This window comes from Pseudomonas alvandae (assembly GCF_019141525.1).
In the GTDB taxonomy this organism is placed as follows: Bacteria; Pseudomonadota; Gammaproteobacteria; order Pseudomonadales; family Pseudomonadaceae; genus Aquipseudomonas; species Aquipseudomonas alvandae.
In genome coordinates this window covers 3,011,989-3,027,198 of the sequence record NZ_CP077080.1, presented here as the reverse complement: position 1 = coordinate 3,027,198, position 15,210 = coordinate 3,011,989, and the positions used below count along the sequence as shown (strand labels likewise).

Below are 15,210 nucleotides of genomic sequence, written 5' to 3'. Positions count from 1 at the left end.
CTGTCCTTCTGCAGCCCGTGGGCGCGGAAAAGGAGTGCGCGATGAAACCTTCGGTAAAAGCTCTGCTTGTCTCCACCTGCATGACCCTCAGCAGCGTCAGTTTCGGCGCACAAACCCTGACCATTGCCACCGTCAACAACAGCGACATGATCCGCATGCAAAAGCTCTCGAAGACCTTTGAGGCCGAGCACCCGGACATCAAGCTGAACTGGGTGGTGCTCGAAGAAAACGTCCTGCGCCAACGCCTGACCACCGACATCGCCACCCAGGGCGGGCAATTCGACGTGCTGACCATTGGCATGTACGAAGCTGCACTCTGGGGCGCCAAGGGCTGGTTGGAACCCATGAAAGACCTGCCGGCTTCCTACGACCTGGAGGACGTCTTCCCTTCCGTGCGCGATGGTTTGTCGGTCAAGGGCTCGCTGTACGCCCTGCCGTTCTATGCCGAGAGTTCGATCACCTATTACCGCACGGACCTGTTCAAGGATGCCGGGCTGACCATGCCCGAACACCCGACCTGGACCCAGATTGGCGAGTTCGCGGAAAAACTCACCGACAAATCCAAGGAACAATATGGCCTGTGCCTGCGGGGCAAGGCCGGTTGGGGCGAGAACATGGCGCTGATCACCACCCTCGCCAACGGCTTTGGTGCGCGCTGGTTCGATGAGAAGTGGCAGCCGCAGTTCAATGGACCCGAGTGGAAGGATGCGCTGAACTTCTACGTCGACAACATGAAGAAATCCGGCCCGCCGGGCGCGTCCAGCAACGGTTTCAACGAGAACTTGGCGCTGTTCAACAGCGGCAAGTGCGCGGTCTGGGTCGATGCCAGCGTCGCCGGTTCGTTCGTGACCGACAAGACCCAGAGCAAGGTGGCCGATCACGTTGGGTTCACCTTCGCGCCCCACGAGAAAACCGACAAGGGCACCTCGTGGATGTACTCCTGGTCCCTGGCAATTCCGACCAGCTCCAAAGCCAAGGATGCGGCCAAGGTCTTCACCACTTGGGCAACGTCCAAGGAGTACGGTCAGTTGGTCGCCAAGACCGACGGCATTGCCAACGTCCCACCGGGTACCCGCACCTCGACCTACAGCGACGAATACATGAAGGCCGCACCGTTTGCCAAGGTGACGCTGGAATCGTTGAAAGTTGCTGACCCGAAAGCCCCGACCCTCAAGCCCGTGCCCTACATCGGCATCCAGTTGGTGACCATCCCCGAGTTCCAGGCCATCGGCACCCAGGTGGGCAAGTTCTTCTCGGGCGCGCTGACCGGCCAGCAGACCGTGGACCAGGCCTTGACCGCCGCGCAGTCCACCACTGAACGCGAGATGAAGCGCGCTGGGTATCCCAAGTAATCCGCTTTTCTCCTTTATGTGGGAGCGAGCTTGCTCGCGATGAGTTCGGCACAATCAACATTTTTGTTGCCTGACGCTCCGCCATCGCGAGCAAGCTCGCTCCCACAGTGGATTTTCGTAGGCCTGTCTAAATCGGTTCAATGCCATGAATACTTCAACAACGACAGTCAAAGCCCCCATCGAAATAGCCCCGCCAGCCCGCAAGATCCGCCTGGCCAACCCCGGCTGGTTCCTGGTCAGCCCTTCGGTCGCCTTGTTGCTGCTGTGGATGATCGTGCCGCTGGGCATGACCGTCTATTTCTCGATGATCCGTTACAACCTCCTCTATCCCGGCGAAAACGAATTCGTCGGGCTGGAAAACTTCACTTATTTCCTGACCGACTCGGGGTTCATGCCCGGCGCCACCAATACGTTGCTGCTGGTGGGCAGCGTGCTGTTGATCAGCATCGTCCTCGGCGTACTGATCAGCGCGCTGCTGGAAGCCAGTGAATTCTTCGGTCGCGGCATCGTCCGTGTGCTGCTGATCTCGCCGTTCTTCATCATGCCAACCGTCGGCGCGCTGATCTGGAAAAACCTGATTTTCCATCCGGTCTCCGGGATCCTCGCCTCGGTGTGGAAGCTCTTCGGTGCGCAGCCGGTGGACTGGCTGGCCCATTACCCGCTGCTGTCGATCATTATCATCGTGTCGTGGCAATGGCTGCCGTTCGCGATCCTGATCCTGATGACCGCCATGCAGTCTCTCGACCAGGAACAGAAAGAAGCCGCCCGCCTCGACGGTGCCGGCCCCATAGCGATCTTCTGGCACCTGACCCTGCCGCACCTGGCCCGCCCGATTGCCGTGGTGGTGATGATCGAGACCATTTTCCTGCTGTCGGTGTTCGCCGAAATCTTCACCACCACCAACGGCGGCCCCGGCTACGCCTCCACTAACCTCGCCTACTTGATCTACAACCAGGCGCTGGTGCAGTTCGACGTCGGCATGGCGTCGGCCGGTGGCCTGATCGCCGTGGTGATCGCCAACATCGCTGCCATCATCCTGGTCCGGATGATCGGCAAAAACCTCACCGACAAGCATTGAGGCCGTCGCCATGACTCTTCAACAATCCCGTCGCCTGCAAAGCCTGCTGTTGGGCACGCTGGCTTGGGCCATCGCGATCGTGATCTTCTTTCCGATCTTCTGGATGGTGCTGACCAGTTTCAAGACCGAAATCGACGCCTTCGCCACGCCGCCGCAGTTCATTTTCGCGCCGACGCTGGAGAACTACCTGCACATCAACGAGCGCAGCAACTACTTCAGCTTCGCCTGGAACTCGGTGGTGATTTCCTTCAGCGCCACCGCCCTTTGCCTGCTGATCGCGGTGCCGGCGGCCTACTCCATGGCGTTCTATGAAACCCAGCGCACCAAAGGCACCCTGCTGTGGATGCTCTCCACCAAGATGCTGCCACCGGTGGGCGTGCTGATGCCGATCTACTTGCTCGCCAAGCAGTTTGGCCTGCTGGACACCCGGATTGCGCTGATCATCATCTACACGCTGATCAACCTGCCGATCGTGGTCTGGATGATTTACACCTACTTCAAGGACATCCCGCGCGACATCCTCGAAGCTGCGCGCCTGGACGGTGCCACCCTGTGGCAGGAAATGGTCCGCGTGCTGCTGCCGATTGCCAAGGGCGGCCTGGCCTCCACCGTGTTGCTTTCGCTGATCCTGTGCTGGAACGAGGCGTTCTGGTCGCTGAACCTCACCTCCTCCAAGGCCGCGCCGCTGACGGCGTTGATCGCCTCATATTCCAGCCCCGAGGGTTTGTTCTGGGCCAAGTTGTCCGCCGTCTCGACCCTGGCCTGCGCGCCGATCCTGATTTTCGGCTGGATCAGCCAGAAACAGCTGGTGCGCGGTTTGTCCTTCGGCGCGGTGAAGTAACGCGCCCTATACCATTATCAGAAGTGGAGGCCCATCATCATGGCCAACCTGAAAATCAAGAATCTGCAAAAAGGCTTCGAAGGATTTTCCATCATCAAGGGCATCGACCTTGAGGTGAACGACCGTGAATTCGTGGTCTTTGTCGGCCCATCGGGCTGCGGCAAGTCCACGTTGCTGCGGCTGATTGCCGGCCTGGAAGAGGTCAGCGACGGCACCATCGAACTGGACGGCCGCGACATCACCGAAGTCAGCCCGGCCAAGCGCGACCTGGCGATGGTGTTCCAGACCTACGCCTTGTACCCGCACATGAGCGTGCGCAAGAACATGTCCTTCGCCCTCGATCTGGCCGGCGTGCCCAAGGCCGACGTCGAGAAGAAGGTCAACGAAGCGGCGCGCATCCTCGAACTGGGGCCGATGCTGGAGCGCAAGCCCAAGCAACTGTCAGGTGGTCAGCGCCAGCGCGTGGCGATCGGCCGGGCCATCGTGCGCAATCCGAAGATTTTCCTGTTCGACGAGCCGTTGTCCAACCTCGACGCCGCCCTGCGGGTGCAGATGCGCCTGGAACTGGCGCGCCTGCACAAGGAACTGCAAGCGACGATGATCTACGTGACCCACGACCAGGTCGAAGCCATGACCCTGGCCGACAAGGTAGTGGTGCTCAACGGAGGGCGCATCGAACAGGTCGGCTCGCCGCTGGAGCTGTACCACCAGCCCGCCAATCTGTTCGTCGCCGGGTTCCTCGGCACGCCGAAGATGGGTTTTCTCAAAGGCAAGGTCACTGCTCTGGACAGCCAGGGTTGTGAAGTGCTGCTGGATGCCGGCACGCGCATCAACCTGCCGCGCAGTGGCGCCAACCTGAGCGTTGGCGGTGCCGTGACCCTCGGCATCCGCCCTGAACACCTGAACCTGGCCCAGCCGGGCGACTGCACGCTACGCGTCACCGCCGATGTCAGCGAGCGCCTGGGCAGCGACACCTTCTGCCACGTCGTCACCGCGTCCGGCGAAGCCTTGACCATGCGGGTGCGTGGCGACCTGGCGAGCCGTTTCGGCGAGCAACTGGACCTGCACCTGGACGCCGAACACTGCCACTTATTCGATGCCGAGGGCGTCGCGGTTTCCCGCGCGCTGCGCGCCGCCGCCTGATTGCCGAGATTTTTTGCGATGAAACTCAACCGACAGAACCTGCACAACCTCAACGCCGAGGTCGTCCTGCCCGCCTACAACCTGGGCGACCGTCGCCAAGGCATCGCCCACATCGGCGTCGGCGGTTTCCACCGGGCGCACCAGGCGTACTACACCGATGCGCTGATGAACACCGGCGAAGGCCTTGACTGGGCGATCTGCGGCGTAGGCCTGCGCGCCGAAGACCGCCGCGCCCGGGATGACCTGGCCGGCCAGGACTACCTGTTCACCCTGTATGAATTGGGCGACACCGACGACACCGAAGTCCGCGTGATCGGCGCCATCACCGACATGCTGCTGGCCGAAGACGGCGCCCAGGCGCTGATCGACAAACTGGCCGATCCGCAGATTCGCATCGTCTCGCTGACCATCACCGAGGGTGGCTATTGCATCGACGACAGCAACGGCGAGTTCATGGCCCATCTGCCGCAGATCCAGCACGACCTGAGCCACCCCGACGAACCGAAAACCGTGTTCGGCTTTCTTTGCGCCGCCCTGGCCAAGCGTCGCGCGGCGGGCATCCCGGCGTTCACCCTGATGTCTTGCGACAACCTGCCCCACAACGGCGCCGTCGCGCGCAAGGCACTGCTCGCCTTTGCCGCGTTGCGCGACCCCGATCTGGGGCAATGGATCGGCCAGAACGTGGGTTTTCCCAACGCCATGGTCGATCGCATCACCCCGATGACCAGCAGCGCCCATCGTCTGCAATTGCATGACGAGCACGGCGTCGATGACGCTTGGCCGGTGGTCTGCGAACCGTTCGTGCAGTGGGTATTGGAAGACAAGTTCGTCAACGGTCGCCCGGCCTGGGAGAAAGTCGGCGTGCAGTTCACCGACGACGTATCGCCCTATGAAGAGATGAAGATCAAGCTGCTCAACGGCAGCCACCTCGCCCTGACCTACCTGGGCTTCCTCAAGGGCTATCGCTTCGTCCACGAAACCATGAATGACCCGCTGTTCGTGCGCTATATCCGCGCCTACATGGACCTGGATGTGACGCCGCAACTGGCGCCCGTGCCCGGCATCGACCTGACGGAATACAAGGACACCCTGGTGGAGCGCTTCTCGAACCAGGCCATCGCCGACCAGCTGGAACGGGTCTGTTCGGACGGTTCGTCGAAATTCCCGAAATTCACCGTACCGACGATCAATCGGCTGATTGCCGACGGGGGCGAGACCCGCCGTGCCGCACTGGTCGTCGCGGCCTGGGCCGTGTACCTGAAGGGCGTGGATGAAAATGGCACAACCTATTCGATCCCCGACCCACGGGCGGCGTTCTGCCAGGCGTTGGTGGCCGACGATGTGCTGGTGACCCAGCGGATGCTGGACGTGGAAGAAATTTTTGGCACGGCGATTCCCCGTTCACCCGAATTCGTGGCAGCCTTCGAGTGGTGCTGCAACAGCTTGCGCGAGCATGGGGTGACGAGAACGCTTGAGCGAGTGCTGGCTGACCAAGGCTAGGTACGATCCGCTTTTGTGGCGAGGGAGCTTGCTCCCTCGCCACAGGTAAAGCCGTTAACCGCAGGTTCTGTGTTTTGTTCTTTTGACCCGAGGATTTCCATGGCAAACCAACAACTGTTCCTGGGTATCGACTGCGGCACCCAAGGCACCAAGGCGCTGATCCTCGATGCGGTTAGCGGCGAAGTACTCGGCCAGGGCGCCGCTGGCCACAGCATGATCAGCGGTGCCAACGGTCGCCGTGAACAGGACACCCAGCAGTGGCTCGACGCTTTCACCCAGGCGACTCATCAGGCCTTGAATGCCGCCGGGGTCGATGGAAACGCGATCCTTGGCATCGGGGTGTCCGGCCAACAGCACGGGCTGGTGCTGCTGGATGACCAAGGCGAGGTGCTGCGCCCGGCCAAGTTGTGGTGCGACACCGAGACCACGGCGGAAAACGACCGTCTGTTGGCGCACCTCGGCGGCGAAGGCGGCGCCCTTGAACGCCTCGGCGTGGTCATCGCGCCCGGCTACACCGTGTCCAAACTGCTGTGGACCCAAGAGCAGCATCCGCAAATTTTCGACCGTATCGCCAGCGTCCTGTTGCCCCACGATTACCTCAATTACTGGCTCACCGGCCGCCATTGCAGCGAATACGGCGACGCCTCGGGCACCGGCTATTTCAACGTGCGCACCCGCCAATGGGACATGGAACTGCTACGGCATATCGACCCCAGCGGCCGGCTGCAATCGGCGCTGCCCGAACTGATCGAGGCTCACCAGCCCGTCGGCAGGATCCTGCCCGAAATCGCCGCGCACCTGGGCCTCAACCCCGAAGCCGTGGTGTCCAGCGGTGGCGGTGACAACATGATGGGCGCCATCGGCACCGGCAACATCCAGCCCGGCGTCATCACCATGAGCCTCGGCTCCTCCGGCACCGTGTATGCCTATGCAGCGGATCCCACCGTCAGCCCGCAAGCGTCGGTGGCAACGTTCTGTTCTTCGAGCGGCGGCTGGTTGCCGCTGATCTGCACCATGAACCTGACCAATGCCACCGGGGCCGTGCGCGAGCTGCTGGAATTGGATATCGATAGCTTCAACACCCTGGTGACCCAGGCACCGATCGGCGCCGAGGGCGTCTGCATGCTGCCATTCCTCAATGGCGAGCGCGTCCCCGCCCTGCCCCATGCCACCGGCAGCCTCCTCGGCCTGACGACCACCAACCTGACTCGGGCCAATCTGTGCCGCGCAGTGGTCGAAGGCACGACCTTCGGCCTGCGCTATGGCCTCGACCTGCTACGCGCCAACGGGCTCAAGGCCGAGAGCATCCGCCTGATCGGCGGTGGCTCGAAGAGTGCGGTATGGCGGCAGATCGTCGCCGACATCATGGACACCACGGTCATCTGCACCGAGCAGAGCGAGGCGGCCGCCCTCGGCGGCGCGATCCAGGCGGCGTGGTGTCATGGCAATGCACAAGAATCCCTGGCTGAATTGTGCCAGCGCTGCGTCAAGCTCGATCCGGCCAGCGAAACCCGGCCCGTCACCGAACATGTCACGGCGTCGCAACACGCCTACGAACGCTACCGGCAACACGTCGCAACCCTTTGAGAGCAGGCAATTATGTATTTGGTGTGTGGTGAGGCGCTGTTTGATTTTTTCAGCGCAAACGATGCTGGAGCGCCAGCGTCGCAAGTGAATTACAAGGCGATCGCGGGTGGCTCGCCGTTCAACGTGGCGGTGGGGTTGCGTCGGCTGGGGGTCGAGTCGGCGCTGTTTACCGGGCTTTCCACGGACTATCTGGGGCGTCGCTTGCAGCAAGTGCTCGTCAATGAAGGCGTCAACACACAATTTGCCCACGATTTCGACGCGCCAACGACCTTGGCCATGGTCGCCGTCGGGGCCAATGGTTCGCCGCACTACAGCTTTCGTGGCGAAGGCTGCGCCGACCGACAACTGAGCCTGGCACATCTGCCGGTGCTGGGTCCCGAGGTACGCGGCCTGCATGTCGGCTCGTTTTCCCTGGTGGTGCAACCGGTGGCCGACACGCTGCTGGCGCTCGTGCAACGGGAAAGCGGCAAGCGCCTGATCAGCCTGGACCCCAACGTGCGGCTCAACCCGCAACCGGATATCGAGCTGTGGCGCTCGCGGATCGCGACGTTGGTGCGCTACGCCGACCTGATCAAAGTCAGTGACGAAGACCTGAACCTGCTGTATCCCGACCGGGACCCGCAGGAGGTGATCGATGGATGGCTGGAGCACCGTTGCCAGTTGGTGTTCCTGACCCGTGGCGGCCAGGGCGCGACGGCGTTCAGCCGTCAGCATGGCGTATGGTCCCTGCCCGCCTGCCCAGTGACCATCGCCGATACGGTGGGCGCGGGAGATACCTTCCAGGCGGCGTTGATCGCCTGGCTCACGGAGCACAATCTGGATTCAGTGGAAGCAGTGAATTCGCTGGAACGGGAACACATCGACAGCATGCTGGCGTTCGCTATGGGCGCCGCGGCGTTGACGTGTGGGAGGAATGGGCCTGACCTGCCCTATCGCGAACAATTGAACTAAGCGGATCGAAACCGGACGCTGGGCTCGAACTCATCGATCCCGGCGTCAGGTTCAGGAAGGAACGTAATTAACGGCCGCTCATCCGGTGCTGTTGCTGGAAGTAGTTGCCGCCGCTATTGCCATGGTCCAGCTCTGTACGCAGCTCGGCAATCAGATCGTTGATGGCCCGGCAGCCTGTCAGCTTGGTGGCATCGATATCACTTTTGATCAGCGCTACGCGGTCGGTTTCGTGATCGTCGTAAATCTTGATCGTCATGGAAAGATCCGGGGACAACGTGCATTGCGAGCGCTTGGGCAGCAAGCTGCTTTCAATGATGTTTCGCATTTCGAGGGCAGATAAAAACATGGCAACTCTCTCCTGTTGAGGCAGCCAACTTATGTTCACGACGGCGGAATTTTCGTCCGATTCTTCCCTGCGGACAGGACTACGAATGCCGTGCCGTTCGTTCATCTTGGCGTTGTTGTGTTGTTAAAGCTCGTTATTCGAACTCTCGAATCAACTCGCAAAAAATATGCCCTTACCTCGATACATCGACACTGTTGCAAATCAATTACTTAGCAAAAACATCAAGCGAGACGGTCATGCGATTTGCACGCAAGCGGCGTTTTATCCATGCAAAGTGCAACTGGCCCGGCCTGCCTGATTGCTCAGACTAGCCACTATTTCGATTGCACACCTGTGCGTTCGTCGCCTGCTTCAAAAAAATCATGATGCCCCGCACATTCTCAAGAAACCGCCACGCCAGCACGCTCCACCACGTGGCGCAGCGTGTCGAAATTGATGTTGGCGCCCGAGTTGATACCCACTAGCGTCTGGCCTGACGCTGCGCTTTGCGCCACGTATTGCTTGATCCCCGCCACCGCCAACGCGCCTGATGGCTCGGTGATCGAGCGGGTGTCGTCATAGATGTCCCTGATCGCCGCGCAGAGCTCGTCATCGCTGACCGTCATGACCTCATCGACACAGAAACGACAGATATCGAAGCCATATTCGCCGATCTGCGCCACCGCCACGCCATCGGCGAAGGTGCCCACGCTCGGCAGCGTCACCCGCTTACCGGCTGCCAGCGCCGCCTGCAGGCAGGCGGAATGTTCGGACTCGACGCCGATGATGCGGATTTCCGGACGCAGATATTTGATATACGCCGCCACTCCCGCGATCAGCCCGCCGCCGCCCACCGGCACGAAAACAGCGTCCAACTGGCCTGGATGCTGGCGCAGGATCTCCATCGCGACGGTTCCCTGGCCGGCGATGACATCCGGATCGTCAAACGGCGAGATGAACTCACGCCCAGTCTGTCGAGCCAGGTCCAACGCAAACGCCAGGGCGAACGGGAAGCTCTCTCCGTGCAGCAACGCTTCGGCGCCTCGACTGCGCACGCCCGATACCTTCAGTTGCGGTGTGGTCCGGGGCATGACGATGCTGGCCGAGATGCCCAATTCCCGTGCGGCCAACGCCACGCCCTGGGCATGATTGCCCGCCGACGCGGTGATAACGCCTCGGGCACGCTGTTCCGGCGTCAGTTGCACCAGCTTGTTGTAGGCCCCGCGGATCTTGAAGGAGAACGTTGGCTGCAGGTCTTCCCGCTTGAGCAGGATCCGGTTGCCCAAGGATTGGGACAACGCCGGGGCTGCCTGCAATGGCGTGGGTATCGCCAGTTCGTAGACCGGAGCGGCGAGTATCTTCTTGACGTAGTGCTCCAGCAGGGTTTGCTCGGCGCTGGTGGGGGTCATAGTGGTCTCCTGGTTCGGATCAGGCCCAGGAGACAGAAAGAAAAAACCCGCCTCTAGGGCGGGTTGGGTGCACTCGTGAGCTAGCCCGCCAAATAAGGAATGGCGGTAATAATGCTTGGCTGGCTGCGCAGTACGGTGGAAGTCATGGCTGGAAACTAGCCGCGAGGGAACGGTAAGTCAACGGAAATTAAGTCGCTGCAATCTGTGGCGAGGGGATTCATCCCCGTTGGGCTGCGCAGCAGACCCAAACCAGGCAACTCGGAGTGCGAGTTGAGTTTGAATTCAGTGCTTAGGGCTGCTACGCAGCCCAGCGGGGATGAATCCCCTCGCCACAAAGGAGGCTTCATCGCATCGCGATCATTTCAAGCCGACCTTGTACAGCGCGCCATCGTCCTCGTCGGTCAACACATAGAGGAAACCATCCGGTCCCTGGCGGACATCGCGGATACGTTCCTTGAGCCCGCCCAGCAGGCGCTCTTGGTGGACGACCTTGTCGCCATCGAACTCCAGCCGAATCAGGTCCTGCGACACCAACGCACCGATGAACGCATTGCGTTGCCAAGGCTTGAATCGATCACTGTCGTAGAACGCCATGCCGCTGAGCCCCGGCGACACCTGCCAGACATGGTGCGGCCCGACGGTGCCTTCGACGGTCTTGCCCTGGGCCTCGGGAATCGGCGCGCCGGAATAGTTGTCGCCGTGGGTCGCCAGCGGCCAGCCATAGTTCTTGCCGCGTTCGATGATGTTCAGCTCGTCGCCGCCCTTGGGCCCATGCTCGTTTTCCCAGAGCGTTCCGTTCCACGGGTTGAGCGCAGCGCCCTGAGGGTTGCGCAAGCCGTACGACCAGATCTCCGGGCGGACATTTTTCTGGCCGACGAAGGGGTTGTCGTCCGGCACCTTGCCGTCGGGGTAGATCCGCGCGATCTTGCCCTGCAGCTTGTCCAGGTCCTGGGCGGTCGGCCGGTCGTTGTTTTCCCCCAGGGTGATGAAGAGGTAGCCGTCGCGGTCGAATACCAGGCGGGAACCGAAGTGGTTGCCCGTCGAAAGCTTGGGTTGCTGGCGGAAGATCACGTCGAAGTTGTCCAGGCGCTTCAGGTCCTTGGATAACTGCCCCCGGCCAACGGCAGTGCCGGCCTTGCCGTCCTCACCGGCCTCGGCATAGGACAAATACACCGTGCGGTCCTGCTTGAAGTCCGGCGACAGCACCACGTCCAGCAAGCCGCCCTGCCCCTTGGCCCAGACCTCGGGAACGCCGCTCAACGGCGCGGACAACTTCCCTTCGGCGCTAACCCAACGCAGGTTGCCGGGGCGCTCCGTTACCAGCATGCCCTGTTGCTCCGGCAGGAACGCAACCGACCAGGGATGCTCCAGCCCCCTGACAACGGTGGTGACCTCGACGGTGCCTTCCTCACTCTTGAATGTCTGGACCTGCGCGGCCGAAGCCGCTGTGGCGAAGGCCAGTACAGCGCTTGCACAAAGGGTGGTCATCAGGGTTTTACGCAACATGCACACTTCCTTCTGTGGTGATGGGTAGATCAGACGACGCCTCAGCGATTGCCATTGTTCGGGTTCCTGGGCGGCGTCGGTGATTCGAGGGTGGGGCGCGGCGAGCCCGGTGGCGGGCCGGAGCGCGGATAGCCATTGCCGATGCCGCCATTTTCCAAGGTGGGTGGCCGAGGAACGGGCACGGTCGGGTTGTCACGTAGCGTCGGCACGTTGGGCTGGGTGCCCTGCATGCTGTTGGGATTGGCCCGGCGAATCGGGCTGTTGTAGGGATTGTTGTTGCCCGGCAAGTTCTGCGCCAGGAGCACGGGACCGTGACCAGGCGTAGTTGCCTGGACGGCGGTACTCATCAATAACCCTGCGATGGCGAACATCAGCCTGTTCATGGGACACCTCCCGGATTCACGGATACGGCACCGATATATCGAAAGCACGCTACGCCCCAGGTTCGCTGTTGTCAGGCGAAATGTCCGGACGAAGATGTAACCAAGCGTCTCGGATTTTGGACAAACCCAGGCACCAACCGCAGCCAACCGGCGCCGGATGGAAACTTTTCCAAATCTCCCAGTGTCACCAGAGAGACCATTCACCGGTAAGGAAATCTGCACCATGGCACGGGCAATCTGGAAAGGCGCAATCAGTTTCGGACTGGTCCACATCCCCGTGGCGCTGGTGTCGGCCACGGCCTCCCAAGGTGTGGATTTCGACTGGTTGGACAAACGCACCATGGACCCAGTGGGCTATAAGCGCGTCAACAAGACCACAGGCAAGGAAGTGACCAAGGACGATATCGTCAAGGGCGTCGAATACCAGAAAGGCCAGTATGTGTTGATCAGCGAGGAGGAAATTCGCGCCGCCCACCCCAAGTCCACCCAGACCATCGACATTTTCTCTTTCGTCGACAGCGAAAAAATTCCCCTGCAGAACATCGACAAACCTTACTTCCTGGCGCCTGACAAGCGTGGCGGTAAGGTCTATGCGTTGCTGCGCGAGACGCTGCTCAAGACCAACAAGGTCGCCCTGGCAAATGTAGTGTTGCATACCCGCCAGCACCTGGCGGCGCTCATGCCCCTGGAATCGGCCCTGGTGTTGGTGATGCTGCGCTGGCCCGCCGAGGTGCGCGAGCTCGACATCCTGGAACTGGGCGACGAAGTCACCAGCCCGACGCTGGCCAAGGGCGAGCTGGACATGGCCAAGCGCCTGGTGGAAGACATGAGTGGCGACTGGGAGCCGCAGGAATATCGCGACAGTTTTCAGGAAAAGATCATGGAACTGGTGGAGAAAAAGGCCACCGAAGGCCGGCTCGAAGCGGTGGAAACCGACCCCGGCGAAGAACAACGCAAGACCGCGGACGTCATCGACCTTACCGAGCTGCTCAAGCGCAGCCTGGGAGGCAAAGGCAAGGCGCCCGACAAGTCGGCCGAAAAACCCGCGGCAAAATCGACGAAAACACGCAAATCCGCTCCAGCTAAAAAAGCCACCAAGGCCTCCCGGGGCTGAACCCCGGGCGCCTGTCACACAAGGGAATCTGTCATGGCCAAGGCCGAGAGTGAATCTGCCCGTCTGTCCGCCGTGGAAGCGGACGCCACAACGACTCGCAGCCGCGCCCGACGGGGTAAGCAGGCAGCCACGAGCCAGCTCCCGGAGCGCCTGTCACCGCAGCTGGCCACGCCGGTGGAACAACCACCCGCCGGGGAATGGCGCTATGAAGTGCAATTTCACGGTTATCGGCTTCTGGCGCGCATCGAAAAAGGTGAGGTCCGGCTGTTCAACCGCCACCACACGGACTGGACCGACCGCCTCAAGCTGCATGCCGAGGCCCTGACGCAGCTGGACCTGGGCGACAGCTGGCTCGATGGCGAACTGGTCCTGCTCGACGACACCGGTCATTCCGACTTCCCCGCCCTGCGCCAGGCCTTCGAGATCGGTCGTAGCGTCGACATGGTGTACTTCCTCTTCGACGCGCCATTTCTCAACGGTGTCGATCTGCGTGAAAAACCTTTGGAAGAACGCCGCGCCGCGCTGAAAAATGCGTTGAAGAACAACGCCAGCAAACGCCTGCGGTTTTCCGAAGCGTTTTCCGCCAGCCAACATGACATCTTCGAAAGCGCTTCAGCCCTCTCGCTCGACAGCGTGGTCGGCAAACGCCTGGGCAGCCCGTATGTCTCGGGACGCAACTCCGATTGGGTCAAGCTCAAGTGTCGACTGCGCCAAGGCTTCGTCATCGTCGGGTTCACACGCCCGCAAGGCAAGCGCAACGGTTTCGGTGCGCTGTTGCTGGCGGTCAACGGGCCGTCGGGGCTGGCGTATGCCGGCCGGGTTGGCACGGGTTTCAGCCAGGCCCAGCTCAAGCAACTGCATGAACAACTGTGTGCCCAGGAACGCCAGACCTCACCACTGGACCAGCCGCTCAAGGGCGCACAGGGGCGCGGTGTGCACTGGGTCGAGCCGACGCAGGTGTGCGAGGTTGAATTCGCCGAGTGGGCCGGCGACGGCCTGATACGCCAGGCGGTGTTCCTCGATCTGCCGGGTGACAGCCAGGCCAATCGCGTGGTCCGCGAGCAACCCATGCCGATAAAAGCTGCGGCGCCCAAACCCAAGCGACGTACCAAGGGCGATACGGCCAAAGTCGACGGTGTGGTCATCACCCACCCCGACCGCGTGGTCGATAGCGTCAGTGGCGTGCAGAAAGCCGAGCTGGCGCAATATTACCTGGAGATCGCTCCGTGGATCCTGCCGCACCTCAAGTTGCGGCCGGTTGCGCTGGTGCGAGCACCGGAGGGAATCGGCGAGGAGCTGTTTTTCCAGAAGCATGCCGATCGCCTGGAAATCCCCCATATCAAACAGCTGGATCCACGACTGGACCCTGGCCATGCGCCGCTGATGGAAATCGACAGTATCCACGCCCTGGTCGGCGCGGCGCAGATGGGCGCGGTGGAGTTGCACACCTGGACGGCGACCCATGACCGGATCGAAGCGCCCGATCTGTTTGTCCTGGACCTGGACCCGGATCCGTCACTGCCCTGGAGCGCCATGCTGGAGGCGACGCGCATGACCTTGTCGGTCCTCGACGAGCTGGGTTTGCAAGGATTTCTCAAGACCAGCGGTGGCAAAGGCATGCACATCATCGTGCCGCTGGCCCGCAGCGAGGGATGGGACACCACCAAGGCCTTCGCCAAGGCCATATCGCAATTCCTGACCCGGCAGATGCCACGACGAATCACCGCGACCATGGGGCCGAAAAACCGCGTGGGCAAGGTGTTCGTCGACTACCTGCGCAACGCCCGCGGCGCCAGTACAGTGGCCGCGTATTCGGTGCGCGCAAGGCCCGGGCTACCGGTGTCGGTGCCGATCGCCCGGGATGAGCTCGCAGACCTGCGCAATGCCCAGCAATGGGATATCCAGACTGCACTGGAACGGGCCAAGGGCCTGGGCGCCGATCCGTGGGAAGGCTATAGCCATCGCCAGCGGATCACCGCCAGGATGTGGGACCAGCTGGAGGCTGAAAAACCCTGAATCCG

At 61.7% G+C, this 15,210-nt stretch carries 13 protein-coding genes; 9 read left to right on the top strand and 4 right to left on the bottom strand.

Annotation, left to right across the window (positions count from 1 at the left end; all coding sequences use genetic code 11):
* Positions 1–41 precede the first annotated feature (41 nt).
* From KSS97_RS13575 to KSS97_RS13545, 7 genes are all read left to right on the top strand, one after another.
* A complete protein-coding gene (locus KSS97_RS13575; RefSeq protein ID WP_030142679.1) occupies positions 42–1,352 on the top strand; it encodes an ABC transporter substrate-binding protein in 1,311 nt (436 codons plus the stop codon).
* Positions 1,353–1,497: 145 nt separating this feature from the next.
* Entirely contained in the window at positions 1,498–2,430 is a 933-nt protein-coding gene (locus tag KSS97_RS13570) for a carbohydrate ABC transporter permease (protein ID WP_030142680.1), read from the top strand.
* A gap of 10 nt (positions 2,431–2,440) precedes the next feature.
* Positions 2,441–3,271, top strand: coding sequence for a carbohydrate ABC transporter permease (locus KSS97_RS13565; protein WP_030142681.1), 831 nt, complete (start codon positions 2,441–2,443; stop codon positions 3,269–3,271).
* A gap of 39 nt (positions 3,272–3,310) precedes the next feature.
* Positions 3,311–4,414, top strand: a complete 1,104-nt coding sequence (locus KSS97_RS13560) for an ABC transporter ATP-binding protein (RefSeq protein WP_198796947.1) — start codon at positions 3,311–3,313, stop codon at positions 4,412–4,414.
* An 18-nt stretch (positions 4,415–4,432) separates the two neighbouring features.
* On the top strand, positions 4,433–5,914 hold the full coding sequence (locus KSS97_RS13555; RefSeq protein ID WP_217861881.1) for a mannitol dehydrogenase family protein: 1,482 nt from the start codon (positions 4,433–4,435) through the stop codon (positions 5,912–5,914).
* A 99-nt stretch (positions 5,915–6,013) separates the two neighbouring features.
* A complete protein-coding gene (xylB, locus tag KSS97_RS13550; protein ID WP_217861880.1) occupies positions 6,014–7,501 on the top strand; it encodes a xylulokinase in 1,488 nt (495 codons plus the stop codon).
* A gap of 12 nt (positions 7,502–7,513) precedes the next feature.
* Positions 7,514–8,452, top strand: a complete 939-nt coding sequence (locus tag KSS97_RS13545; RefSeq protein ID WP_217861879.1) for a carbohydrate kinase family protein — start codon at positions 7,514–7,516, stop codon at positions 8,450–8,452.
* A gap of 67 nt (positions 8,453–8,519) precedes the next feature.
* On the opposite strand, the gene KSS97_RS13540 is transcribed toward KSS97_RS13545, so the two are convergent.
* The 4 genes from KSS97_RS13540 to KSS97_RS13525 form a co-directional block, all read right to left on the bottom strand.
* Complete coding sequence (locus tag KSS97_RS13540) at positions 8,520–8,798, bottom strand: DUF1652 domain-containing protein (protein WP_030142686.1); 279 nt, start codon at positions 8,796–8,798, stop codon at positions 8,520–8,522.
* A 380-nt stretch (positions 8,799–9,178) separates the two neighbouring features.
* Positions 9,179–10,186, bottom strand: a complete 1,008-nt coding sequence (gene ilvA / locus KSS97_RS13535; protein WP_217861878.1) for a threonine ammonia-lyase, biosynthetic — start codon at positions 10,184–10,186, stop codon at positions 9,179–9,181.
* A 357-nt stretch (positions 10,187–10,543) separates the two neighbouring features.
* Complete coding sequence (locus KSS97_RS13530) at positions 10,544–11,692, bottom strand: PQQ-dependent sugar dehydrogenase (protein WP_030142688.1); 1,149 nt, start codon at positions 11,690–11,692, stop codon at positions 10,544–10,546.
* A 41-nt stretch (positions 11,693–11,733) separates the two neighbouring features.
* A complete protein-coding gene (locus KSS97_RS13525; RefSeq protein ID WP_030142689.1) occupies positions 11,734–12,075 on the bottom strand; it encodes a hypothetical protein in 342 nt (113 codons plus the stop codon).
* A 223-nt stretch (positions 12,076–12,298) separates the two neighbouring features.
* Between KSS97_RS13525 and ku the strand changes: the two genes are divergently transcribed.
* Both ku and ligD read left to right on the top strand, forming a co-directional pair.
* Complete coding sequence (ku, locus tag KSS97_RS13520) at positions 12,299–13,189, top strand: non-homologous end joining protein Ku (protein ID WP_217861877.1); 891 nt, start codon at positions 12,299–12,301, stop codon at positions 13,187–13,189.
* A 33-nt stretch (positions 13,190–13,222) separates the two neighbouring features.
* Positions 13,223–15,205: a DNA ligase D gene (gene ligD / locus KSS97_RS13515; protein WP_217861876.1), complete on the top strand. Its 1,983-nt coding sequence runs from the start codon at positions 13,223–13,225 to the stop codon at positions 15,203–15,205.
* Positions 15,206–15,210: the final 5 nt, after the last annotated feature.